The sequence below is a fragment of the Nitrosomonas sp. genome, assembly GCF_024282095.1.
In the GTDB taxonomy this organism is placed as follows: domain Bacteria; phylum Pseudomonadota; class Gammaproteobacteria; order Burkholderiales; family Nitrosomonadaceae; genus Nitrosomonas.
On sequence record NZ_JAMWZS010000005.1, the window covers coordinates 1 to 23,554 of the forward strand.

General features: G+C 43.9%; 19 protein-coding genes, 1 tRNA gene, 1 pseudogene and 1 riboswitch. Of the genes and pseudogenes, 15 read left to right on the forward strand and 6 right to left on the reverse strand.

Annotated features, from left to right (window positions below; genetic code table 11):
* Nucleotides 1-244: 244 nt before the first annotated feature.
* The 13 genes from Q0K92_RS02460 (at nucleotide 245) to Q0K92_RS02520 (ending at nucleotide 11,544) form a co-directional block, all read left to right on the forward strand.
* A complete protein-coding gene (locus Q0K92_RS02460) occupies nucleotides 245-997 on the forward strand; it encodes a hypothetical protein (protein ID WP_297324225.1) in 753 nt (250 codons plus the stop codon).
* Nucleotides 998-1,076: 79 nt separating this feature from the next.
* On the forward strand, nucleotides 1,077-2,984 hold the full coding sequence (gene thrS, locus Q0K92_RS02465; RefSeq protein WP_297324226.1) for a threonine--tRNA ligase: 1,908 nt from the start codon (nucleotides 1,077-1,079) through the stop codon (nucleotides 2,982-2,984).
* Nucleotides 2,985-3,124: 140 nt separating this feature from the next.
* Nucleotides 3,125-3,682, forward strand: coding sequence for a translation initiation factor IF-3 (gene infC / locus Q0K92_RS02470; RefSeq protein ID WP_297324294.1), 558 nt, complete (start codon nucleotides 3,125-3,127; stop codon nucleotides 3,680-3,682).
* Nucleotides 3,683-3,796: 114 nt separating this feature from the next.
* Nucleotides 3,797-3,994 (forward strand): 50S ribosomal protein L35, encoded by a 198-nt coding sequence (rpmI, locus tag Q0K92_RS02475; RefSeq protein ID WP_110342024.1) that lies wholly within the window; start codon nucleotides 3,797-3,799, stop codon nucleotides 3,992-3,994.
* Nucleotides 3,995-4,006: 12 nt separating this feature from the next.
* Complete coding sequence (gene rplT, locus Q0K92_RS02480; RefSeq protein ID WP_110342022.1) at nucleotides 4,007-4,366, forward strand: 50S ribosomal protein L20; 360 nt, start codon at nucleotides 4,007-4,009, stop codon at nucleotides 4,364-4,366.
* Between the two features lie 113 nt (nucleotides 4,367-4,479).
* A complete protein-coding gene (gene pheS / locus Q0K92_RS02485; RefSeq protein ID WP_297324227.1) occupies nucleotides 4,480-5,499 on the forward strand; it encodes a phenylalanine--tRNA ligase subunit alpha in 1,020 nt (339 codons plus the stop codon).
* Between the two features lie 44 nt (nucleotides 5,500-5,543).
* Entirely contained in the window at nucleotides 5,544-7,910 is a 2,367-nt protein-coding gene (gene pheT, locus Q0K92_RS02490; RefSeq protein WP_297324228.1) for a phenylalanine--tRNA ligase subunit beta, read from the forward strand.
* A gap of 172 nt (nucleotides 7,911-8,082) precedes the next feature.
* Complete coding sequence (locus Q0K92_RS02495) at nucleotides 8,083-8,391, forward strand: integration host factor subunit alpha (RefSeq protein WP_110342016.1); 309 nt, start codon at nucleotides 8,083-8,085, stop codon at nucleotides 8,389-8,391.
* A complete protein-coding gene (locus tag Q0K92_RS02500; protein ID WP_297324229.1) occupies nucleotides 8,369-8,749 on the forward strand; it encodes a MerR family transcriptional regulator in 381 nt (126 codons plus the stop codon). Before Q0K92_RS02495 ends, Q0K92_RS02500 begins: the two co-directional genes overlap by 23 nt.
* A 62-nt stretch (nucleotides 8,750-8,811) precedes the next feature.
* Nucleotides 8,812-8,888, forward strand: a tRNA-Pro gene (locus tag Q0K92_RS02505).
* Nucleotides 8,889-8,986: 98 nt separating this feature from the next.
* Nucleotides 8,987-9,730, forward strand: a complete 744-nt coding sequence (gene surE / locus Q0K92_RS02510; protein WP_297324230.1) for a 5'/3'-nucleotidase SurE — start codon at nucleotides 8,987-8,989, stop codon at nucleotides 9,728-9,730.
* Between the two features lie 46 nt (nucleotides 9,731-9,776).
* Nucleotides 9,777-10,439: a protein-L-isoaspartate(D-aspartate) O-methyltransferase gene (locus tag Q0K92_RS02515; RefSeq protein WP_297324231.1), complete on the forward strand. Its 663-nt coding sequence runs from the start codon at nucleotides 9,777-9,779 to the stop codon at nucleotides 10,437-10,439.
* A 19-nt stretch (nucleotides 10,440-10,458) separates the two neighbouring features.
* Complete coding sequence (locus Q0K92_RS02520) at nucleotides 10,459-11,544, forward strand: peptidoglycan DD-metalloendopeptidase family protein (protein ID WP_297324232.1); 1,086 nt, start codon at nucleotides 10,459-10,461, stop codon at nucleotides 11,542-11,544.
* A 272-nt stretch (nucleotides 11,545-11,816) separates the two neighbouring features.
* Here the strand turns inward: Q0K92_RS02520 and Q0K92_RS02525 are convergent.
* A pseudogene (locus Q0K92_RS02525) lies at nucleotides 11,817-12,719 on the reverse strand (IS256 family transposase).
* A gap of 730 nt (nucleotides 12,720-13,449) precedes the next feature.
* Nucleotides 13,450-13,536, forward strand: a riboswitch (cyclic di-GMP riboswitch).
* 109 nt (nucleotides 13,537-13,645) lie between these two features.
* On the opposite strand from Q0K92_RS02525, the gene Q0K92_RS02530 reads away from it, so the two are divergent.
* The gene (locus Q0K92_RS02530) at nucleotides 13,646-14,833 is read left to right on the forward strand and encodes a glycoside hydrolase (protein WP_297324233.1); all 1,188 of its coding nucleotides are present in this window, start codon (nucleotides 13,646-13,648) and stop codon (nucleotides 14,831-14,833) included.
* A gap of 800 nt (nucleotides 14,834-15,633) precedes the next feature.
* Here the strand turns inward: Q0K92_RS02530 and Q0K92_RS02535 are convergent.
* Together Q0K92_RS02535 and Q0K92_RS02540 are read right to left on the reverse strand one after the other, a co-directional pair.
* Nucleotides 15,634-16,197 carry a hypothetical protein gene (locus Q0K92_RS02535; protein ID WP_297324234.1) on the reverse strand — a complete coding sequence of 188 codons (564 nt, stop codon included), beginning with the start codon at nucleotides 16,195-16,197 and terminating at the stop codon, nucleotides 15,634-15,636.
* A 20-nt stretch (nucleotides 16,198-16,217) separates the two neighbouring features.
* A complete protein-coding gene (locus Q0K92_RS02540) occupies nucleotides 16,218-18,239 on the reverse strand; it encodes a CopD family protein (protein ID WP_297324235.1) in 2,022 nt (673 codons plus the stop codon).
* A gap of 433 nt (nucleotides 18,240-18,672) precedes the next feature.
* Here Q0K92_RS02540 and Q0K92_RS02545 point away from each other — a divergent pair, with 433 nt between their 5' ends.
* Nucleotides 18,673-19,065: a hypothetical protein gene (locus tag Q0K92_RS02545; RefSeq protein WP_297324236.1), complete on the forward strand. Its 393-nt coding sequence runs from the start codon at nucleotides 18,673-18,675 to the stop codon at nucleotides 19,063-19,065.
* 91 nt (nucleotides 19,066-19,156) lie between these two features.
* Here Q0K92_RS02545 and Q0K92_RS02550 read toward each other — a convergent pair whose 3' ends face one another.
* The 3 genes from Q0K92_RS02550 to Q0K92_RS13020 form a co-directional block, all read right to left on the reverse strand.
* Complete coding sequence (locus tag Q0K92_RS02550; RefSeq protein WP_297324237.1) at nucleotides 19,157-20,533, reverse strand: ammonium transporter; 1,377 nt, start codon at nucleotides 20,531-20,533, stop codon at nucleotides 19,157-19,159.
* Between the two features lie 424 nt (nucleotides 20,534-20,957).
* Nucleotides 20,958-21,476 (reverse strand): CNP1-like family protein, encoded by a 519-nt coding sequence (locus Q0K92_RS02555; RefSeq protein ID WP_297324238.1) that lies wholly within the window; start codon nucleotides 21,474-21,476, stop codon nucleotides 20,958-20,960.
* Nucleotides 21,473-23,470, reverse strand: a complete 1,998-nt coding sequence (locus Q0K92_RS13020) for a DUF3501 family protein (protein ID WP_366083946.1) — start codon at nucleotides 23,468-23,470, stop codon at nucleotides 21,473-21,475. The genes Q0K92_RS02555 and Q0K92_RS13020 overlap by 4 nt, the downstream gene beginning before the upstream one ends.
* Nucleotides 23,471-23,554: the final 84 nt, after the last annotated feature.

Genomic DNA, 23,554 nt, shown 5'->3' on the forward strand with positions numbered 1-23,554 from the left:
GATGTACAGTTATCCCCAGAATTCATCGTATAGCAAGAGCATCATAAAGAGAAAAAATCTTTTTCGATAGAATTTGTACTGAATTATGTTTCTTTATATTGTGTTTCAATAATTGCTTTCTGTGCACTGGTAGTTTCTTAGTGCCACAGAGGAGAATATCCCTTCAGCTTACTTCGTAACTCAGGAAAAACTGAATAACCCGCTGATGGCGGGTTTTTTATTACAATGTAGGGTTTTTTGTATTATGTTTGACCATTTTCCTAAACCTGATGTGGCTTATCCACATAGAAATCGGGATTATTTTATTGCTGGTTTTACATTCTTTTGTGTAGCGGTAAGCTTGGTAATTGATGGAAGTGCGAGTATTCAAGTCCAGAACCTATTGGGTGTTATTGCTTGGATTTTTCTAATCGGATTATTAATTGGAGAGAATAGAGAAATAAGAATGCAGGTCATTATTGCTGTGGCATTTGCTACTGCAGGGGAACACTTTGCATCTATTTATATGGAAGGCTATACCTATCGATTTGGAAATGTACCGTATTATGTACCTCCGGGACATGGAATGGTCTATCTGACAGCTGTTAAGCTTGCACGCTCAAGATTTTTCTTAATGAATGCAAAAAAACTGGCTTTCTTTGTGATAGCGATTGGTGGATTATGGTCGCTATGGGGTATTAGTGGGATACCTGAACAAGGAGATCAAGTGGGTGCATTTTTGTTTTGTATTTTTGTTGTTTGTATTTTTAAAGGGCGGTCACCGATGGTTTATCTTGGTGCTTTCTTTATTTGTACTTGGTTGGAAATTATTGGTACGGCAGCCGGAACATGGAAATGGGCATCTATTGAGCCGATTTTTAATTGGACGCAAGGAAATCCACCTAGCGGTGTGGCTGCTTGGTACTGTTTGGTTGATGCAGTGGCTATTGGTTTTGCTCCAAAACTTCTAAATGGTTTGCAAAAAATGAATAACTGGTATAAAACAATTGCTCATTGAAGAAAAGTTTTTACGAATTACAAGGTAATTAATAGAAGTCATTGTTTTGTTGAATAACTGTGAGACGGAAGGAATATTTGTGACTGTTGTTCGTTTACCAGATGGCTCTGAGCGCATTTTTGATCAGCCTGTAAGCGTTATAGACGTGGCTTCAGCAATTGGATCCGGTTTAGCTCGTGCAGCGATAGCAGGGAAGATGAACGGTAAGCTGGTTGATGTTTACAGTCAAATTGACGGGAATTGTGAGCTTGCCATTATTACGGAGAAAGATGCTGAAGGATTGGAAATTATTCGGCATTCCTGCGCTCATTTGCTTGCTCACGCTGTCAAGGAATTATTTCCTGATGCGCAGGTTACCATTGGACCTGTAATTGATGATGGATTTTATTATGATTTTTCTTATAAGCGCGCATTTACTCCTGAAGATTTGATTGCTATCGAGAAGCGCATGCTTGAAATCAGCAAACGAGATTTAAAGATAGAACGAAAAGTATTGGAGCGTTCTGATGCGATTGACTTCTTTAAACAGCAAGGGGAACACTACAAAGCACAGATCATTGAGTCCATACCAGGTGATGAGGATTTGTCGCTTTATTCTCAGGGTAATTTTACAGATCTTTGTCGAGGGCCGCATGTTCCTACGACTTCAAAGATAAAAGTTTTTAAACTCATGAAAGTGGCAGGAGCTTATTGGCGAGGTGACTCCAATAATGAAATGCTACAACGTATTTATGGAACAGCCTGGACAAACAAGGATGATCAGAAAGACTATTTACATCGTTTAGAAGAAGCGGAAAAGCGAGATCATCGGAGACTTGGAAAACAGCTTGACCTGTTTCATGTACAGGATGAAGCGCCGGGCATGGTATTCTGGCATCCCAAAGGATGGACACTATGGCAACAAATTGAACAATATATGAGAAGTATATTGAATCAAAATGGCTATCAGGAAATACGAACACCACAAATACTGGATAAGAATTTGTGGGTACGCTCTGGGCATTGGGAAAATTTTCGTGAAAATATGTTTACTACGAATTCGGATGAACGAGATTTTGCCATAAAACCAATGAACTGCCCGGGGCATGTTCAAATATTTAATCAAGGTTTGCGAAGCTACCGGGAACTACCGATAAGATTGGCTGAATTTGGTTCATGCCATCGGAATGAAGCATCCGGCGCACTACATGGTATTATGCGGGTGCGTGCATTTACACAAGATGATGCGCATATCTTCTGTACAGAAGATCAAATACAAGATGAGGTTGTAAGATTCATTGATTTACTGAAATCTGTTTATGCTGATTTTGGTTTTAAAGAGCTCTTGGTTAAGCTTTCAACGCGTCCACAAAAGCGTGTAGGATCAGAAGTACAATGGGATAAATCTGAAGCAGCACTTGAGGCAGCTGTAAATGAGGCTAAGCTTGAATGGGAGTTGCAGCCTGGTGAAGGTGCATTTTATGGACCCAAAATTGAATTTTCTCTAAAGGATTGCATTGGGCGTGTATGGCAATGCGGTACATTGCAACTGGATTTTTCTATGCCCGACCGTTTAGGCGCGGAATATGTAGCAGAGGATAATTCGCGCCAAGTACCAGTTATGCTGCATAGAGCTATTTTAGGGTCTCTGGAGAGATTTATCGGCATACTGATAGAAAACTATGCAGGTGCGTTTCCGCTATGGTTGTCACCCGAGCAAGTTGTTGTATTAAATATTTCCCGGGGACAGGCTGATTATGCTCAAGAAGTAGCTACTCAACTGAAGTATCATGGAATTAGAGTCGGATTAGACTTGAGAAATGAAAAGATAACCTATAAAATTCGCGAGCATAGTTTACAGAAACTTCCTTATCAGATTATTGTTGGAGATGAAGAAGTACGAACAAATAAAGTTGCTGTTCGTAATCGTGTAGGAGAGGACCTTGGTCAAATGACATTACAAGCCTTAATAGAGCGCCTTAAAGAAGAACTTTCCTCGAAAGTATAAATTTTCTTTTAATTTCATCAGGGTTTATTTCGCCGCTCCTTGTGGAAGAGGGACGGTAGAAAATCAGCAGCCTGAAGAGTGCTCTTAAAACCTCGCTGCTGAGCGGGGTGCTTTATTAAACTAAACTTAGGGGATTTACCATAGCTCAGGAAAAAACAGCGCGCGTCAATCATGAGATAGATGTGCCAGAAGTACGCTTGATTGGTGTGAATGGGGAGCAAGTAGGTATCGTTGCACTTGCTGATGCAAATGCATTAGCAGATGAAGCAGGAGTTGATCTGGTTGAGATCGCGCCGACAGCGCAGCCCCCTGTTTGTCGCTTGATGGATTATGGCAAGTTTCGCTACCAGGAAAGTAAGAAAAAACATGATGCGAAGCTGAAGCAGAAACAAGTTCAGATCAAAGAAATTAAGTTTAGACCGAATACGGATGAAGGCGACTACAATATAAAATTAAGAAATTTAACTAATTTCCTTAATGAAGGGGATAAGGTTAAAGTGACACTACGCTTCCGAGGACGAGAAATGGCGCATCAGGAATTTGGTATGCGCTTATTAGAGCGTGTGAAGGATGACTTAGAGTCATTTGCAGTGGTGGAACAGTTTCCTAAAATGGAAGGTCGGCAAATGGTTATGGTGTTATCACCGAAGAAAAAAGAGCCTAAAGTAAAGATGGAAACTTCGACCACAGTATCGTAGTTCTTGTCTTAGTAATTTTCTGTTGTCAATGTGGTGAAATAATAAGTGATCACTAGGTTGGAGAAGTTTTTCAATAATGAAAACACCTAGCTTCATGTTAAATAGGGAGTATTTATGCCAAAAATGAAAACCAAGAGTGGCGCGGCGAAACGCTTCAAGTTTCGAGCAAATGGAAGTATTAAACGCTCACAAGCTTTTAAGCGTCATATCTTGACAAAAAAGACGACCAAAAATAAGCGTCAATTACGAGGTGTGGTTAGTGTTCACTCCACTAATGTAACTTCAGTGCGCGCTATGATGCCGTACGCATAAAGGAGAACGATCATGCCAAGAGTTAAACGTGGTGTAACCGCTCATGCGCGGCACAAGAAAATATTAGATCTGGCTAAAGGATACCGTGGACGTCGTAAGAACGTCTATCGTATAGCTAAGCAAGCTGTTATGAAGGCTGGTCAATACGCCTATAGAGATCGCCGTCAACGTAAAAGACAATTTCGGGCTCTATGGATCGCACGTATTAATGCGGCTGCTCGTGAATGTGGCTTGTCGTATAGCGTATTTATGAATGGTCTTAAAAAGGCAAGTATCGAAGTAGATAGAAAAGTATTGGCTGATTTGGCTGTATTTGATAAGAAAGCTTTTGAGAGTATTGCGGAGCAAGCAAAAGCCAGTTTGGCCACATAACTAACTGTAATGAAAAAAATATCGGGAGGTCGGGGTATAAACCTGAGCCTCCCTTTTTCTTGTTAAATGTAATGATCGTAATTCTGCTCATTAACGCTAAATGTTGAATTTACATGAAAAACCTGGAAGAAATAATTAGTGAAGCAACAGATTTGCTGGAGGGTATTGAAGACCCTGCTGAGTTAGAAAATGTCAAGGCGCGCTATCTTGGTAAGGGCGGTGTACTGACAGAATTACTTAAAGGATTAGGAAAGCTTCCTGCTGAGGAGCGTCCTGCTATGGGGAGTCGGATAAACCAAGCAAAAGATCAATTAGAGGCAACGCTTAAGACTCGGCGAAATGCGATACAAGCAAAAGAGCTGGAAGCCAAATTGACTGAGGAAGCATTGGATGTCACGTTACCTGGCAGAGGACTGAGAGTGAGTGGTTTACATCCAGTAACACGAACTTTGCAGCGTATTGAAACATTGTTTCATTCAATCGGTTTTAATGTGGCTTCAGGTCCCGAGATCGAAACGGATTTTTATAATTTTACTGCGCTGAATATTCCAGAGAATCATCCTGCGCGAGCAATGCATGATACTTTCTATATTGATAATGGCAATTTGCTGCGCACACACACATCGCCAGTCCAGATTCACTATATGCAAAATAATGAACCCCCGATCAAGGTAATTGCACCCGGGCGTGTCTATCGGTGCGATTCTGACGTAACGCATACGCCAATGTTCCATCAGGTTGAAGGGCTATGGATCGATGAGAATGCCAATTTTGCTGCATTAAAGGGTGTTTTGGCTGATTTCATGGCGCGTTTCTTTGAGCGTGGCGATTTACCTGTAAGATTCCGACCATCCTTTTTTCCGTTTACTGAGCCTTCTGCTGAGATGGATATTGGTTGCGTGATGTGTGACGGAAAGGGATGTCGTGTTTGTAGCCATACCGGTTGGCTAGAAGTGCTGGGCTGTGGAATGGTTCATCCTAATGTTCTCAAGCATGTTGCAATTGATAGTGAACGATATATTGGATTTGCTTTTGGTATGGGAGTGGAGCGCTTGGCTATGCTTAGGTACGGCGTCAATGACTTAAGATTATTTTTTGAAAATGATTTGCGTTTTCTTAAACAATTTAATTAAACCTGATTAACTTACTTATCTGTTGTAATTCATAGTAGATTCACATGAAATTTTCTGAAAACTGGCTACGTACCTTTGTTAATCCACCTTGCTCAAGTAATGAACTGGCACATGCGCTAACCATGGCGGGGATTGAAGTTGAAAGTATCCAACCGGTAGCGGCAATCTTTGATAAAGTTGTTGTGGCTGAAGTGCTTTCGGTCGAGAAGCATCCTACCGCAGATCGATTGAAAGTCTGCAATGTCAAGACAGGAAATGCCGAGACAGACTTGCTGCAGATTGTCTGTGGCGCACCTAATGTCAGCGTCGGTGTGAAAGTGCCTTGCGCACTGATTGGAGCGACTTTGCCGGGTTTTACGATCAAAAAAACGAAGCTGCGTGGCATTGATTCTGCCGGTATGTTGTGTTCTGCCAAGGAATTGGGTATTACTGATGCGACTGACGGCTTGTTACTGCTTCCTGAGAATGCTGCGGTAGGCGCAGATTTTCGTAGTTATTACGGACTTGACGATAATGTTTTTACGCTGAGTCTGACGCCCAATCGTGCTGATTGTCTTGGCGTGTTGGGTGTGGCGCGCGAGGTGGCTGCTATTACAGCTGCTGAGTTAACCTCGCTAGCGATAGATCGGGTTCCTGGAGAAATTGAAAATACACTGAATGTGAACGTGATGGCTCCTGCAGCCTGTCCCTTGTATTGTGGCCGGATAATACGTGGCGTCAATCTCGATGTATTAACGCCACTATGGATAACGCAGCGGCTGGAGCGTAGCGAGATACGATCTATCAATCCAATCGTCGATATCACTAATTATGTACTGCTGGAAACGGGTCAGCCCATGCATGCTTTTGATATGGCCAAGATCGCGGGCGCTATTCAAGTCCGTTACGCACTGCCGCATGAAAAGATGCAATTATTGAATGATAGCCAGGTAAACCTAACTTCAGACATGCTGTTAATCGCTGATGAACATAAACCGCTCGCACTAGCCGGTATTATGGGTGGACTGGACAGCGGTGTAACGTGCGGTACAACAGACATTTTTTTAGAAAGCGCATTCTTTAACCCGAATGTGATCAGCGGCAAATCATTTCATCTTGGATTCAGTTCCGATTCTGCTTATCGTTTTGAACGTGGTGTAGATTTCGCCGCAACCAGAGATGCATTGGAGCGCGCTACCTATCTGATACAGGCGATATGTGGCGGTAAAGCAGGGCCTGTGACCGAGGTGAGACATGCATTGCCGCGAAGATATTCTGTAAATGTACGCGTCGATCGAGTAAAGCGAGTATTGGGCATTGATATGACTAAACAACAAATCAGTGACTACTTTAAACGCTTGGGATTTGAGTTCTCGATAAGAGAGGATATTTTCAATGTTATACCTCCAAGCTATCGTTTCGACTTAGTGATTGAAGAAGATTTTATAGAAGAGCTGGCACGCATTTATGGATATGATCACATACCTATTCATTTCCCGCGCGCCGATATGGCGATGCTGCCGACATCGGAAGCCAAGCATTCCACAGCAGAGATAAAGCAGTTACTCGTCGTTCGTGATTATCAGGAAGTCATTAATTATGCGTTTGTAGATGCAGAATGGGAACTTGATTTTGTGGATAATGGTAAAGCGATTGCATTAAAGAATCCGATTGCGAGCCAGATGAGCGTGATGCGCAGTACATTGATTGGTAGCTTGATATCCAACTTGCAATTTAATTTAAATCGTAAGCAAATCAGAGTGCGTTTGTTTGAAATGGGGTGTTGTTTTGTCAGGAGTGATGTAAGTGACTGTGAGCAGATAGAGAAACTTGCGGGGCTCTGTTATGGAGATATGGCGTTTGAGCAGTGGGGCATGCCGGCTAGAAACGTTGATTTCTATGATGTCAAAGCAGATATAGAAGCTTTGTATAGAAATCAGAATATTCAGTTCAAGAGATTCTCTCATCCGGCGTTGCATCCTGGAAAAGCAGCACAAATCTGTATTGATGATCAAGCAGTTGGATGGCTGGGAGAACTGCACCCGCGTTGGCAGAAGAAATATGGTTTGCAAAAGAATGCAATAGTATTTGAAGTGAGTTCAGAGAGCCTGATACCGAAATCATTACCCGTTGCTAAGGAAATTTCTAAATTCCCGCCAGTGCGGCGCGATATTGCGATAATCGTTGACAATGATGTTACGGTGCATTCATTGTTAACCAGTATGTACGCAGAAAAATCAGCGATTGTAGCGGATATTTCATTGTTTGATATTTATCGCGGCAAGGGTGTGGAAAACACCAAAAAAAGTCTTGCATTCCGTGTGTTGTTACAAGATACTGAGAAAACATTGACCGATGAAGAAGCTGATTTTGCAGTAACAAGCTTGATAAAAATTTTGGAAAATAAGTTTTGTGCAACATTACGTAACTGATGATCATTCAAAAGTTGTATTAATTAGTCTATATGGGGCGAAGTTTATTCTTCGCAAGCCTAGTATATGAGATGAGTGATTAATCAGTTTTTATTAAAAGTGCTACTGTTTGATGAATTTAGCTATAAATGAATTAAAAGTTACAAAAATTGATGACTAAATGGAGTGAAGTATGGCGTTAACGAAAGCTGAATTAGCAGATTTATTATTTGAGAATGTAGGGCTTAATAAACGTGAAGCAAAGGACATGGTTGAGTCTTTTTATGAGGAAGTACGTAATGCTTTGCAAAATAACGAAGGTGTTAAGCTCTCAGGATTTGGTAACTTTCAATTACGAGAAAAACCCCAGCGTCCTGGTAGAAATCCTAAAACGGGAGAGGAAATTCCTATTACCGCACGCCGCGTGGTTACATTTCATGCCAGCCAGAAACTAAAAACCTTGGTTGAAAAGAATTATCATGGAAAACAAAAAACCAAGTAATGTATCACTTCCAATCCCGGCAAAACGTTATTTTACAATTGGCGAGGTAGGCACTCTTTGTGGTGTTAAACCGCATGTATTACGCTACTGGGAGCAGGAGTTTACACAATTAAAACCTGTTAAACGTCGCGGTAATCGACGTTATTATCAGCATCAAGAAGTATTATTAATTCGGCGTATTAGAGAACTGCTTTATGATCAAGGTTTTACGATTAGTGGGGCACGTAACCGACTCGATCATAGTGAAGATAAATCAACGCATATAAAATCAACCGATATCAATATATCTCCTTCTAGCGCAGATTTACAACACATTCGACATGAGATTAAAAGTGTGATGTCACTACTTCTTTCCTAAGGAATATGTTTTTCAGCGTTAGTTTAGAAGTTAGAGCGTTTAATTTGTTATAATTTCCTGTTCGGGGCGTAGCGCAGCCTGGTAGCGTACTTGCATGGGGTGCAAGTGGTCGGAGGTTCAAATCCTCTCGCCCCGACCATTGGGTAGGTAACGCTCAATTTAAATAGAATTGATACTGAGTTTACTGTGCAAAAAGTATTTATTTGACTATTCACTGATTATCATGGCCTTATAGAAATGCGCATATTACTTAGTAATGATGATGGATATTTTGCACCTGGTCTTGCATGCCTTGCTGAATTACTTTCTGAAGTTGCTGAAATCATTGTAGTTGCCCCTGAAAGGGATCGCAGTGGATCCAGCAATTCACTCACATTAGATCGTCCACTAAGCTTACATAAATCCCATAATGGTTTCTATTATGTCAATGGAACCCCCACGGATTGTGTGCATCTTGCTGTTACCGGTATGCTGGATGTTATGCCAGACATGATAATTTCGGGTGTGAATAGTGGCGCTAATATGGGCGATGACACAATTTATTCAGGTACGGTGGCTGCGGCGACAGAAGGCTTCTTGCTGGGAATTCCCTCGTTAGCTGTTTCTTTGGTCGATGCATCCAAGGGAAATTTCGTGACAGCAGCCCGTGTTGCAGTTGATATGGTAAAGCGGTTCCGAGAAAATGAAATTCATGACCCAGTTTTATTAAATATCAATGTGCCGGATATTGCATATCAGCAACTGGAAGGGATTGAAGTTACCCGATTGGGCCGACGCCATAAAGCAGAACCAGTCATTAAATCGCAAAGTCCGCGTGGTGAAAGTCTATATTGGGTTGGTGCGGCGGGTGCTGCGCAGGATGCAGGTAAAGGTACAGATTTTTATGCTGTGCAGCATAACCGGGTTTCGGTAACTCCATTACAGATTGATTTGACTCGATACGATCAATTGGATCTTATAACAAGGTGGCTTAATAATTAGGTACTTGTTGTGTTTCAGTAATATAAAATTTTATGGATACTAATTGGTGAGTGTTCGTCATTCTGGAATTGGTATGACTTCGCAGCGCACACGAATGCGAATGATTGAGCGTTTACGCACATTGGGTATTGCTGATGAAGTGATTTTGTCTGCCATGGGCGCTGTTCCCCGTCATATTTTCGTTGAAGAAGCCCTGGCAAGTCGTGCTTATGAAGATGTTTCTTTACCGATCAATTATGGGCAAACCATATCCAGTCCTTGGATTGTTGCACGCATGAGTGAGTTATTGCGTGCTCATTCTGATTTGGGAAAAGTCCTGGAGATTGGCACCGGCTGTGGTTATCAGACGGCAATATTGGCACAAATTGCGCAGAAAGTTTACTCAATCGAACGTATTGGGCCATTATTGACCCGCACCCGGATCCGATTGCAGGAATTGCAGATCAGAAATGTGCATATGAGACATGCCGACGGTCTGCACGGATTAGCGGAAGCTGCGCCATTTGATGGTATTATCATGACAGCTGTAACGACGCATGTCCCTGCTTTGTTGTTGGAACAATTAGTTGTGGGGGGTAGAATGGTTTTTCCCAAAGGAACTCAGAAACAGAATTTGTGTATTATTGAACGGAATTCCCAAGGTTATACTGAAACCATACTGGAAGAGGTAAATTTTGTACCCTTATTATCTGGTGTCGTAAAGAAATAACGATACAGGGAATATTAAAATGACAAACAATCCAACCGGGCTAATCGATATTGCTATCAGTAGCTGTACCATCAAGGTAATTCGCCCTTTGAAAAATCGGTCGCAGGCACTATCTTTGAAGCGCTACTTGTTGCTATTTATGATCTGTTTTGTACTGATTGGCTGTAGCACAACGCAGCCTCCGGTACCCGTGGTGGATCGCGTAAAAACTGACTCGTCTGGATTAGCGAATAAAGCAACCGAAGCAAATAATCTAAATAATCAGTTTTATATCGTACAGAAAGGGGACACGCTATACAGCATTGCACTGAATCATGGTATCGATTTCAAGAAAATAGCGGAATGGAATAACATTGCCGACCCCAAAGCCATTAAACCAGGGCAGAAAATAAGTTTGTTTGCTCCGGAAAATGAGGCCCGCCCTGTTTTATTTGCGCTACCTCAGCAACCCATAGAAACAACGATCGAACCCAACGAACAGCCCTTCGCGGCGGTTCCTGAAGAAAGCGAGAGTCGTGCCGGCAGTAATGTGAAAGCAAACCTGAAAACAAGCCCTAAAGCGCTCAAGTTGCCGTTCTCAGAACAGAATGTGGCACAGTTAAGAAAACCAGTAAATGCATCGTCTGCGGCAGTGGCGCCTTTACCTTCTCGGCCGGTGGAAGTAGCAAAAAATAACAGGATTGAAGTTGCTCCTCAGCCAGAACTGCAAAAATCTGCTGATAAGGCGGCTAATCAATCTGATACTGAATGGATATGGCCGACAACGGGTAAATTACTATCGTCCTTCTCAAAAAACTCCAAAGGTGTAAAGATCTCCGGTCAGGCTGGGCAGCCGATCCTGGCATCTGCTGCCGGTGAAGTGGTTTATAGTGGTCATGGATTGCGTGGTTATGGAAACTTGATCATCATTAAACACAATAATACTTTCCTAAGTGCCTATGCGCATAATAGTAAGATACTGGTGAAAGAAGGAGAAGCGGTGACAAAAGGTCAAAAAATTGCGGAAATGGGTAATACCGATACAGATACAATACAACTGCATTTTGAGATACGGAAACATGGCAAACCAGTCGATCCGATGGAGTACCTGCCTAATCAGTCGTGATAGTAGCTACCAATGTAAGCGTCCAGCGCAACTACCTGTCATTCATTCAGTTTAAGTGATTTAATAAATTCCGGCATTAGAGGCACCACAATTCGTCGATACGGCTATTCGGTCGGGTGGGGAGTTTTATGAGCGTGTTTTGGGCCATGAGGGAGGATCGATACCGTTGAGCTGGGCGGTGTCGAGCAGGGTTTGCATTAGCCGGTCGTATAATGCAGCGAATACCGGCAGGCTTTTCTCAGGGGGTTTCCTAGATTTTGTGTAAACGGAGTTTAATAGCGGAGGGGGATTCTCTCCTCGAATTGAATAGTAAACCTGTTTAACGCAGGCTTCCAATCTTTAATTGGCATAGACCATTTTTTGGCGATATTGCTGAGAGCCAAATAGAACAATTTGATTACAGCGTTATCGTTAGGAAACGATCCGCGGTTTTTGCTGACTTTGCGTAGGCTTATGTTGACTGATTCAATCGCTTCCGGAAAGCCCTTCAAGCCATCAACACAGGCGATAAAGATATCCTGCACGCCACGGTTCTTGAGTTCAGTGACAACGCTGAGCCAGAACTTGGCACCCTCGGCCTGAGCAATCCATAAGCCCAGTATTTCTTTATGGCCCTCCATATGTTATGCCGATCGCCAGGTAAATCGCTTTGGTACGAACGCTACCCGCGTCACGAACTTTGGCATGGATGCAGTCAAGATAGATAACAGGATACACCGCATTGAGAGGCCGAGATTGCCAGTGACCGTAGAAATAAGCGAAGGCGATACTTTCGGCGCCATACATTTCGGTGAAGTGCTGCTGGGTCTCACGCACTGTCATGCCACGGGCATACAGCGAAAGAATCTTGTCATCAAATCCCGCCCAGCGGGTTTGATGCTTGGAAATGATTTGCGGTTCAAAACGGTCTTCACGGTCACGGGGAATCTCGATGGGCAATTCACCTTCAGGGTCTTACGACTTTTACCATTTCTGGCAGTGCCAGTGGGATTGGTTACCGTTTCGTAGTTATCGTGACCAAGATGCTCGATCATTTCTGCTTGCAGAGCACGCTCAACCAGCGCTTTGGTGAGTTGCTTGAGAACACCATGCTCACCGATTAAATCTTGCGGTTTTTTGTAATCGGCCAGCAGGCTATCAATTAAGTCGGTCGACAGGGATTTGGGGGTAGTCATTTTTACTCCCAAAAAAGTATATAAGCAGTTTCCATGCTAAATGGCCATCTACACAAAATTATTTACACCCCCATTCCAACATCAGTGGGCGTCCATTCCATTACTTCACCTCCTGAAAATAACCTGAAGATATCAGGAGTGATTTTTGATTTTTAGACGGTGAGGTTGGATGCTTACAAAATACTCCTATTTTGTCGGTAAGTAACAAAAAGCGTCATATTGCCATCTGAGTATTCGTCAATATCTATTTTCTTAGATATCGCGCAGAATTATTCAAATTGATATCTGGCGTATTAATTAAAATGAATTTATTTATCATTCACAATTCCATCAACTGATTGAATCATTGCTCTTTGATAAAAGAACTCCGCCATACCATCCGAGTGATAAAGTCTGTTACATAACCGCATTTAAACACATCAATATTACTTTACTCACGCTAAAGAGCAATCCAATCTGTTCGAGCGCCGCTTCAAAACTCTCCCCAACTACCTATCTAGGACGGTGCCCTGCTACGTAATCCATATCGATTCTCACAGCTCGTATCAAACAGATATACCCAGCAGCCATATTGTCCATAGCGCAAATGGATTAATAATTACCTCAGCTACGCTGAAAAGCTTATAACACGCATTCCAGCTTATACAACTGCAATATCCAAAGTTACTAGTTGTAGTTATTTATCACAATAATATTATATTGGCACAATTTGTGCTTTATTAGCACTGCAGTATGAAAAAGGCAAACTCTGCGAAAGCAGAGGACGCAAAGTCACTGATCTAACGGGCAAATGCCCCATGATGGCAGGACTGCCAGATAACGCCACTCGTCTTATCGCACATGTGATTTGGTGAGTATCGAGCAATAAAACTTCGATACACGTATCCGCGCAGTTCCGTCCTTTTAATTTTAAGGAGGAATCTAATATGAACACCAGTAATAAAGCACTACTGACTACCAGCTTGCTACCACTTGCTACCATAAAACCCAATCTGCTCATTGCACATAAAAAAGCGCATCAGGCCATCCTGATTGCACTTATGTGCTTTATTAGCATGATCTCCATGTCTTGGGAAACAGCGCATGCCGGTGCTACAACACCGCCAGTAACCACGCCAGTTAAATGGCACCCAGGCCATTATTACTCGCTTATGGATCATGGAAAAGATGCTTCTTGGTATTTGTCGATGGTGTACAAAGAACTCAAAGCAACGCCAGCGTTACGTGGAATACATATTCGTTACTCATGGGCAGAGCTAGAAACATCTGAAGGCGTATATAATTTTTCGTCGATTGCAAAGCGTCTTACTGAGCTCAGTGCAATAGGCAAGCGCCTGATTATTATGTTGGATATGAGAACCTTCGATCCTTTAGAAGAGCTCGTGCCTGACTATGTAAAAACGGCTAAGTACGAAGAAGGCGTATTTACTTATGATAGTGTCAATCAAGAAGGTCAACAAGGGAGTAATATTAAGTTGTGGAATCCGCTAGTACGTGACCGCTTGACCGCACTAATCCGTGCATTGGGAAATCGTTTCAATTCTAACGCTTACTTTGAAGGCATCGGCTTAACCGAAACTGCTATGGGACAGGCAGTAATACCATTAACCAGTGCTCAAATAAACGACTATTACGCCAATATGCTCAACCTGCAACAACAGATGCGTAATTACTTCCCCAATACGGTGACATTCCAGTTCACGAATTATCCACGCCCTATTCTAGAATCATTTATCGGCAGCTTGAATACAATGGGAACAGGGTTGGGTGGACCGGATGTTTTCCTAGAAGAACCAGGACTTCAGTACCCAGGCACTCCAAAAGGAGTCTACAACTACTATCCTGAACTTTCCGGGGTTGTGCCTCTAACGCCTTCGGTAATGTCAGGTAATTATAAAAATACCAGAACCGACGGAACTGGTTATCAACCTACCATTTCAGAACTCCTAACTTTTGCTCGGGATACGTTGAAAGCTAACTACATTTTCTGGACACGCAATCCAGATTATTATTCCAAGGTACTGGAAACGTTGAATATGAAAGCTCAGAAGATCACACCTTCAGGTGGATTGGATGCAACTTGTCCCAGTACTTATTCCTCTTGCGTCAACTAGAAATTTTCTGAACGACCTTGCTGCGAAGAACATACTTCCCAAAGTATGTTCTTCATCTTGATTATTGAGCCAGCCATTAAATAGTCGCCCCTGCAAAATTTACGCAGTCATGCCAGCATAAGGTTTTTCTGCGTAAAAGCTATTGATCAGCAAAAGCAATGCAAGCTGCAATAAAGCATTCTTTAGACCCAAACGGTGTATTGTTCTCTTCAGTTGCACAAGCTGTAACTTGCCGCATATACCGCAGAGCGCAGTACATTACCCAACTTGCCCGGTAAACCAACGGCGATCCATTCGATGACCCGATTTCAGATGTCCGATTGCAGGTTCTATGATCTATCTGCGCTTGAGCCGCGATCCTGCGATTTCATCAACGACTTGTACTTGCCACGAGTGATTTCCAGTAATCGGCTATCCATCGGATGGCAATCGCCTTTTCCTGGATTGCCGTATCAACAATGACTCGTTTGAATTCGGCTGGTTTGATCGCCTGGGGTGTGCACCGCAGTGTCAATAGCTGCCTTCGGCAGTGCTTTTAACACCGGCCTCACCAATGATGGCGCGGAACAACTGATCTGTGTGGCATCGCAGGGCAATTTCGGTATGAAGTACTCCTGGCTTCAAACACCTTTTTGCCAGTCTCAAATAACTCTCGTGGTTGTGATATAAGGTCAAGTGCAATTCCCTTTTAAAGTGCTTTGGGATTTAATTCTCCGCTCTTTGGAGTTAAGGCTGGTAAAAAAACGGCGATTTGAAGTGCGTTTTCAATATTGCGTTGGTTGCGGCGAGGTGCTTTATTATTACTTGGTGTACTTTATTTCGATTATTGTGCTTGCATCCGTTGCGTCGAGTAAAACAGCAAAACGTTCATCAATATAGATAGATTGACCATGACCAAATCGGATACTGCTTGGTGTTGGCGATTCGCAGAATCTTTCTTTTCGTATTTTTTCTGACATATCGGTACAGACAGACTGATACAGTTGTTGCGCCATACCGATTTCAGCAGCGGGAACCGGTGCATCGCGAACAGCGGGACTTTTTACCCGCCCGCCGCCAAGGCTTCTGGAATAAGTGATTTGATGGAATATGGCATTGTTTTCGGTGGTTATGCGATAGATGGCGTTACGCCCGTTTTGCAGTTGTTCTTGTTTGGTATACAGGGACTCATTGACCGGTGTGTAGCCTTGCGCCTGCAGAATCCCTGCAATCATTTCCGCTGGTGTACTCATAGAGATACCTGCGATTTCAATTGCTTGTAATGGTTGTTCTGCAATGTTGCCAGCATGATTGTGAGACGTAAACACGAACAATGCTGCAACCATCCATCGCAACAAAGGCCTCGGTAGTTGAATGGGGTTCATGATGAAATCCTTGGCAAAAATTAGTGCGCATGCTCACCGGGAGGTGGCATGATTTCATTTTCCTGATTGAGTTGGGTCAACTGCAGAGTCATGGCACCTACGTTTTGCCAGCCGTATCCCTCGAATTGAGCGACCCATCGTGCACGCAAATATCCGAAACGATCGGTTATAAATTCCATATGCCCCGGAAACATACCTTTACCCGATAAATCGGGGACGGTCCTGACCCGCCGGTATAACCAATAACTGTCTTTGATTTCCGGCCACCCTTCAGTGATGATTGGAAAAGGAACAATCTCGGCAATTTGTTCCAATTCCTGCTCACTGAGCGCACGAATCGGGATCGCCAGGATCTCAGTGTTGAGCGCTTGGATTCTGTCATAAGCCGCGGCCAGCTGGAAAAAGCGTTCCTTGGATTGCGGCCAGGAAAACAGCACCATCAACACATTTTTTTGCAGGCGGAAATCCTTTAAATTACCGCTGGAACCATCATGCGCAGAATAGTTGAATACAGGCGATGCAATCGCCGGATTCTCGGGGACGATCATACTACCGAGTAAGCGCGCATCAAAGCCGCGTGACAAGGCGTGGAGATAATTGATGAGATCCCAGCGATTTTCTTCCGACAGTGTGGTGGAAAAACCGGGCATAGTAGTTCCCGGAATTCCATGCGATAACTGGTGAAAAATGTTGCCGACGGTATATTTCGCGGTATGTGGTTCGGTCAACAGATCCGTTGGGTCTTTTATTTCCGGATCGGTAATCACCCCAGCGCCCTTGCCTTGCGGGCCATGACAACTGGCACAATGTGCAGCAAATAACTGAGAGCCATTGGATATTGAAATGACATCAAAGGGGACCGTCGGTTTGAGGTAGGTTTCGGGGTAAGCTTCAATCGCCAGGGGCGGTAAAGCGATTGCCATTGAACCGATTCCCAGCAAGCCCGGTATCAGGATTTTTTTCGTACTATTCCAGTTGCTTCGTATGCCTAGCCAAACCATACCCAGTGCAACAAAAAACAATGCAATACCAGACCACACCATTTCCTGCACATTCGGCTCATCCCACGTTGCATTCAACGAGAAACGGAATGGATAAGGCCAGTTATCAATCATGGTATGCTTGGCGGGAAGCGTATTGGCCAGAATGGTTGCCAGTAGTACTAGGAGTAGTGCCAAAATAAATTCAACACTGACCCATTTTTTTAAATGAGCCGCACTTCCATCGCTTTGCTGAGTATCTTCCTTGGAAAGTATGGGAAGCCACTGATAGCGTGCCCGATAGGCGATCACCAAAATAATTGCCAAAATACTGAGCTTGGCATTTAACAGCCAACCGTAAGGACTGGCAACCAACGTATGATAATAGGTCTCAACCAAGCGATCAGTGACAATTAAACCGGTTACCGCCAGCAGTACCATCACCGGCAATGCAATTGCCGAGAATTTCGTTAGATAGGCTGCGGTTGTCAGATTCGATGTTTTGTCGGATTTGCGATGATCGCTCAATAGAATAAACAAAAAAGCCGGCAGCGCGCCAAACCATACTCCTGCTAACAAGATATGCAGCGCATACGGCGCGACTGCACTAAACGACATTTCATCCGCGCTGGAGTGACTCATCAGCGTACCTGCTATCAGGGGCAGCGCTGCGGCGGCGGCACACAAACCGTAATGCCATCGCTGCCGATCCATACGTCCGATAACCAGAGTGACGCTCAATAATAACACCGCTAGTAGCGCCCGAGCCGCCCAGATATATCCGATCTGTGTCTGTTGCACGATTTCAAACCATGCGTGCGGGTTCCAGACGTTGGAAACTTCCCCCGTTGCTTCACCGGTTGTGGTGGCTAAAATTCCCACTAATCCCAGCAAGATTACACCTGCCAGCCAGGGAAATCCCTTTTCCAGGCGGATCGCCCAGGAAGCCTCAAACACAGTCTTTTGCTGTCCGACGATGACGAGAAAAACACAACTGCCAAACAAAATCAGATTGGCGGTTAGTTGCGACCACCGGGCAAAAGTAGCAATGATTTCAATCATGATTTTGCGCCAGGAATATTATCAATATCAGTGACATAGGTTGTAATGGTGTCAGTCAATTCAGCAGGCAATTTGCAACACTCTGGATTCAGAAGAAAATTCTCAGAATATTTTACCTTGAGTTAAAGGATATTCAAATCGGTTTGCAACATCATGGAATCAAATGAATGATCACGGACGAGCTGGCAATATAAATAATGTCGTCAATAAATTTGTTACGGACAGTGGCTACAATCAATTCTAATTTGGCTATAATTATGAGGCTTTACGTTGTTTAAAGTATAAGAATTATCAGTAATTTGAATGTGGAATAGCCGGTATTCTCTTAAAGTAAAGCAGAATTTATCAATCGGCAAATCTCTATAGAATACGCGCATCAATGATCTATTGATTAAGTTTGCATTGTCATCATTTATTTTAAAGGAAGAGAAATATGAGTATGGAAAGTGAGATTAAAACGAGATTTGGAGGTTTCTGGAATTCCCTTATTCTCTTTGTCGTGATTGTGATTTGTCTGCGCTTCTCAAGTCTTGAGCTAGCTGCGGAAAGTTTAGCGGAAAGGGTTCATTGCGCGATACACCTGTTCTTGGGATGTGTGGCGGCCGGTGTTTTGCTCGGTATATTAAGAATATTTCTGGCGTTCTCGAATCAAACCTATACACGTGCACCTGCATCAGCGAATTTTGTGTCAGGATTGAAATATGGCATAGTCGGTGGTGGTTTATTGATTCTGATTGTGGGTGTGCTGCAATTGAATAATTTCTTGGGTGTATTTCAACCGATAATCAATGGATTATTGGCAAAATTAACCAGTATTTTTGCATAAAAACAAATCAGGGTCAGCAATTCACTGACCCTGAGTGGATACTCACTGAACAACCTCGTCTCAAGCAACGAGGAATTCAACGCTTATAAGATTAATGCTGAGGTTCCGGTTTTTCTTCGATATTTGAAGTTTGTGTAGCTGCAGCTTTCCCTTCCAATACCATGATGCGGGCTTCCAGTCTTGCCACCAACGCTCTTGTTTCAGGTGATTCAACCGGAGCTTGTGGTTTTATCGTAGCAGCGCGGGTTTCCAAAACTTCTATGCGTGTTTGTAATTGCTGTGGCAGATCTTCCGACTCAGGTCCTGCCAGGTGTGTAAATTCCACACTGTCTTCATAAGGCTCACGTGTGGTACCGGTCGCTTTGATGATCGCACCTGCAGTCAGCCCCCCCACGATTGCTATGACGAGGGTAATGGCTATGCCGTTGAATTGCGCGATTGCAATGTCGGGGACAACCAAGAAAGCACTGAGACCTCCTAATAATCCGGGCATGCCGTGCAAATTGTGAACGCCGCAGGTATCAACGATTTTGAATTTTGACTCTAATAGGGGTTGCAGGAAAACATAGCCCAGCACGGAAACTGTACCTGCCAACAAGCCTATACCAAATGCACCGGTTGGCGACACGACGTCACACACGGAACCGATGGCTACCCCTCCGGCCAGTGCGGCATTGGCCATATCGACCATGGATGTCTTGCCATGATGCAACTTGGAACTGAGAAAATAAGTGGCAATGGTGGCACCTGATAACGCGAGTAATGTATTGGCTACAGTCTGTGGCATATTTTCCAAAGGAACCAATGCAGTGGCAAAGCTTGGCCAGAATAACCAAAGTACCATTGAACCCAGCATCGCGAAGCGATCAGAAGTGTGGTCCGATTCGATGGGCTTGCTGCGCTGATAGACTGTGGTCAGGACAATAGACATACTCAGTCCAAAATAGGCACCAAATGCATGGATGACGATTGAGCCGGCTGAATCTTTGAATCCGGTGGTATAGCCTATTGCATCATCAAGCACAATCCATTCGTTCAATAGATACAGCGGAACAACCAAGAGTGCTAGCAATGCATACTGGAAAACGCGTAAACGGCCCAGTACAGCGCCCATAGCAATTAATGATGTTGCTACCGATAGCTCGGCAAACAGTAATGCATCAAGCGTATGCGGTGACAATTGATGACCGAAAATACCGTTTGCGCGTAACAGGATATAGAGTGGAAGTCCAACTGCAACGACCAAATAGGTGCCGGTTACCGCACCAAATCCATAACGACGAACAAATACCATCAGAAAACCGAACCCGACCAGCAACATGGCCAGGATATGGATAATGTAATTATATTGCGCAACAATGCGTGCTTCACTCAAAGCCGGTGCAGCTTCGGCACTCACCCAACTACTGAAACTTAGGAGAAACAGGCTTATTGCTCCTTGCAATAACAAGCTAAAGCTTTTCTTCATGTGATTCTTCCTTATTTTAGTGATGTTTCGGGTTATTCCTCGGTGAGATCCTGAGGAAGGAAATATACCTACCAGCCCGTTGAAAAACGATCTGCGCTGCTACGGTGTTAAAAACAGGCTCAAGAATGCGCATGCATCACGCATAAACTGCGTTTTATCGCCGTTTTTGGCCTGGTACCGGCTGCCTCGAAAAAGTTCTTCAACGGCCTGCTACATGCAGGTTGTTTCCCCGACGAAGTGTGAGCTTTAATTACCATAAATACAATGGGGTTTAAGTAACTAATTATTGTTAATGCTTGCGTGCTGGAAAGAATAGCGATCCGTTATCATCCAAATTAATGGATATATATATTAAAAACAGATGGTTGTGGAATGATTGCGATGTCGGAGCAGACTGGTTGGCGCGGCGATACTGTATTTTGTGTCAGCGAATTATGCTGCGATGCATACCTGCTTGCAGAGCCTGAATAGCTTCTTCAGTGTTGCTGACAATTTGTCGATGCGGACAGAAGATATTTTTTGCGAGTTCTCGCTGCGCATAAAATTGTCGGACAAAATCGAGTTTTTGCCATTCCGATGCGCGGGGTTGGATCCAGGTTTTGTTATCTCGTCCCAGTGCATATAATTTTCTTTCGCCGGTGGCGCAGCGAATACCTTCATAGCTGACATTCATAGCAGCTGCAGAGGATTTAATAACCAGAGTAAAGCGGATGACGCCATCTTCGCCTATCTTGATGGAAGTTGTATCAACCAAATATTGATTACTGGTGGCAGAACCGGCGTCGAATGCCAGCAGATTTTTTACGTCCGGGTAGGCGGGCAGTTGTGTCAGTTGCTCGATCCAGGGTTTATCACTTTCAAATTCATCCTTGAATGGTTGCTTACCGGCACAAGCCGTCAGCAACGAAGTGCAAATCAGTGCAAGGAGTATGATTTGCTTCATGTGATGGATAAATCGTTCAATAACGAGGTACGAATGTTGACATCAACGATATCAGTCGATGCCTGATACGCAGGATGATCGACACCCATACTGAGCGCGGCACCCTGATGCAATGACTGGATCATTTCGGAGGTAAGCTCAAAGCGCAGGAAATGAACCGACGAAGTTTTTTCGCTGGTTTCCCGTTCCAGATCTTCATCAGCAATCGCGTAAACTGGTGCAAATCCGGCAATTCTGACCCAGACCTTATCTTCGATGCCCACCATAGTGGCGAGTTTGGCTGCACGTATCGCCGGATCGGGGTATTCGATCATCATGGTGGTCTTCCAGTTGCTGCCATTGGGGATTAATGGAGTATAAGTTTCAAATTCATGAATAATTTCTTCTTCCTGAAATATACGTTCTACGTGCAACATCTCCTGAATTTGGTAACGAATGGTTAGCGCATCTTCAAAGATCAGCGTGATGTTTTCTCCCAGAAAGATTTTGCGGTTTTTTTTATGCGTCATTACTTGAGCGCGGAAATCCTTGCGTATTTTGGCATAGGCTTCCAGCGTCAACAGGCTGTCACGGGTCATTGGGGTCATGAGTTTTTCATCGCGTTGAATGGTATTGATAACGGGTGGATCAGAATCGACCGGCAGCTGGTGATCGGTATTGTCGGTATTGGTGCTATAGGCCATCCATAATAACGTGAGCGGGTGTAGCTTCTGCGCTTTACTTTCACCGATGCCTTGTTCGATATGCCGTGCGGCAATCGCACAATCCGAACTGATGTAATCCGGATTTGAAGCAGCCATTTGTTTGAAAACCGGGCGACCGATTTTCATCGAGTCTGCGAAGTGTTCGCTTTTTACACCCCAGGTACCATCATGGCCTGAGCAACGCTCGACGACATTGATGGTGGTATCCGGTATAAGCTGCAAAATATCGCGGGTTTTCTTGCCAATATTTTGTACGCGTTGATGACAGGGGATATGATAAGCCACAGTGCCCAGTGATTTCTTGAAATTCGTTTTGAGTAAATTATCCTGGTTTCGTAACGACAAGTATTCAAACGGATCAAACATGGCGGCAGCAACAGCCTGAACCGATTCATCATCAGGAAACATGAGCGGCAATTCTTGTTTGTACATCAATGTGCAGGAAGGTACTGCGGAGAGAATGGCATAGCCTTCTTGCGCGAATTTCAGTAAATGGGGAATGTTTTTGTTTTTAAGTTTTTCCACCGTTTCCAAATCGCCCAGTTCCAGTTTCGGCATGCCGCAACAAGCCACTTTCTCTACCAGACAGGTTGGAATTTCGTTGTGTTCCAGTATCTTGAGTAAATCATGCCCGATGCCGGGTTCGTTATAATTAACGTAGCAAGTGGCATAAATGGCAACTTTTCCGGGCGTGCGTGCGCCATTGATGACTGCAAAAGTATCGTTAGGATGCGCGCTGGAACGAAATTTATCCGCTGCATACTCGGGCAATTTTCTATCGGCATGAATTCCCAGCATGCTATCCATTAACTTGCGGGTAGCCGGTGTTTTGTTAATGGCATTGACTGTTTGAACTACCACTGGGATGGTTGCCAGCTTGCCCATCAAATCGGTGTTAGAGAGTAATTGGTCGCGAAAACCGGCACCTTGGTTTTTATATTTAACTGCTTTGGCGCGCAGCATCAGATGCGGGAAATCAATATTCCATTCATGCGGAGGCACGTAAGGGCACTTGGTCATGAAACACATGTCGCAGAGATAGCAGCGATCGACAACCTCTCCGAGCTGATTTTTATCGACACCATCGAGTTCGCCGGTGGCGCTTTCATCAATCAGATCAAACAAGCGCGGGAAAGCTGTGCACAGATTGACGCAACGCCGGCATCCGTGGCAAATATCGAAAACCCGTTCCATTTCCTGATTCAAACTGAGTTCGTTATAGAAATCAGGATTCTTCCAGTCGATCGGGTGACGTTTGGGGGCTTCAAGACTGCCTTCACGAGTAGCCATAGATGAATATCATTGTGTCAGAAATTGTTGAACCAAACTGGGATTTAACCGAATGACACGATGCCATGGATAAACCCCAGTGCT

Excerpts from the sequence above, each read along its gene's own strand:
- pheS (WP_297324227.1), top strand. The coding sequence starts at position 4,480 with ATGAAAAACCTGGAAGAAATAATTAGTGAAGCAACAGATTTGCTGGAG.
- rpmI (WP_110342024.1), top strand. The coding sequence starts at position 3,797 with ATGCCAAAAATGAAAACCAAGAGTGGCGCGGCGAAACGCTTCAAGTTT.
- pheT (WP_297324228.1), top strand. The coding sequence starts at position 5,544 with ATGAAATTTTCTGAAAACTGGCTACGTACCTTTGTTAATCCACCTTGC.
- Q0K92_RS02540 (WP_297324235.1), bottom strand. The coding sequence starts at position 18,239 with ATGATTGAAATCATTGCTACTTTTGCCCGGTGGTCGCAACTAACCGCC.
- Q0K92_RS02500 (WP_297324229.1), top strand. The coding sequence starts at position 8,369 with ATGGAAAACAAAAAACCAAGTAATGTATCACTTCCAATCCCGGCAAAA.
- Q0K92_RS02495 (WP_110342016.1), top strand. The coding sequence starts at position 8,083 with ATGGCGTTAACGAAAGCTGAATTAGCAGATTTATTATTTGAGAATGTA.
- surE (WP_297324230.1), top strand. The coding sequence starts at position 8,987 with ATGCGCATATTACTTAGTAATGATGATGGATATTTTGCACCTGGTCTT.
- Q0K92_RS13020 (WP_366083946.1), bottom strand. The coding sequence starts at position 23,470 with ATGGCTACTCGTGAAGGCAGTCTTGAAGCCCCCAAACGTCACCCGATC.
- Q0K92_RS02530 (WP_297324233.1), top strand. The coding sequence starts at position 13,646 with ATGAACACCAGTAATAAAGCACTACTGACTACCAGCTTGCTACCACTT.
- Q0K92_RS02535 (WP_297324234.1), bottom strand. The coding sequence starts at position 16,197 with ATGAACCCCATTCAACTACCGAGGCCTTTGTTGCGATGGATGGTTGCA.
- Q0K92_RS02460 (WP_297324225.1), top strand. The coding sequence starts at position 245 with ATGTTTGACCATTTTCCTAAACCTGATGTGGCTTATCCACATAGAAAT.
- Q0K92_RS02520 (WP_297324232.1), top strand. The coding sequence starts at position 10,459 with ATGACAAACAATCCAACCGGGCTAATCGATATTGCTATCAGTAGCTGT.
- Q0K92_RS02545 (WP_297324236.1), top strand. The coding sequence starts at position 18,673 with ATGAGTATGGAAAGTGAGATTAAAACGAGATTTGGAGGTTTCTGGAAT.
- Q0K92_RS02555 (WP_297324238.1), bottom strand. The coding sequence starts at position 21,476 with ATGAAGCAAATCATACTCCTTGCACTGATTTGCACTTCGTTGCTGACG.
- Q0K92_RS02550 (WP_297324237.1), bottom strand. The coding sequence starts at position 20,533 with ATGAAGAAAAGCTTTAGCTTGTTATTGCAAGGAGCAATAAGCCTGTTT.
- rplT (WP_110342022.1), top strand. The coding sequence starts at position 4,007 with ATGCCAAGAGTTAAACGTGGTGTAACCGCTCATGCGCGGCACAAGAAA.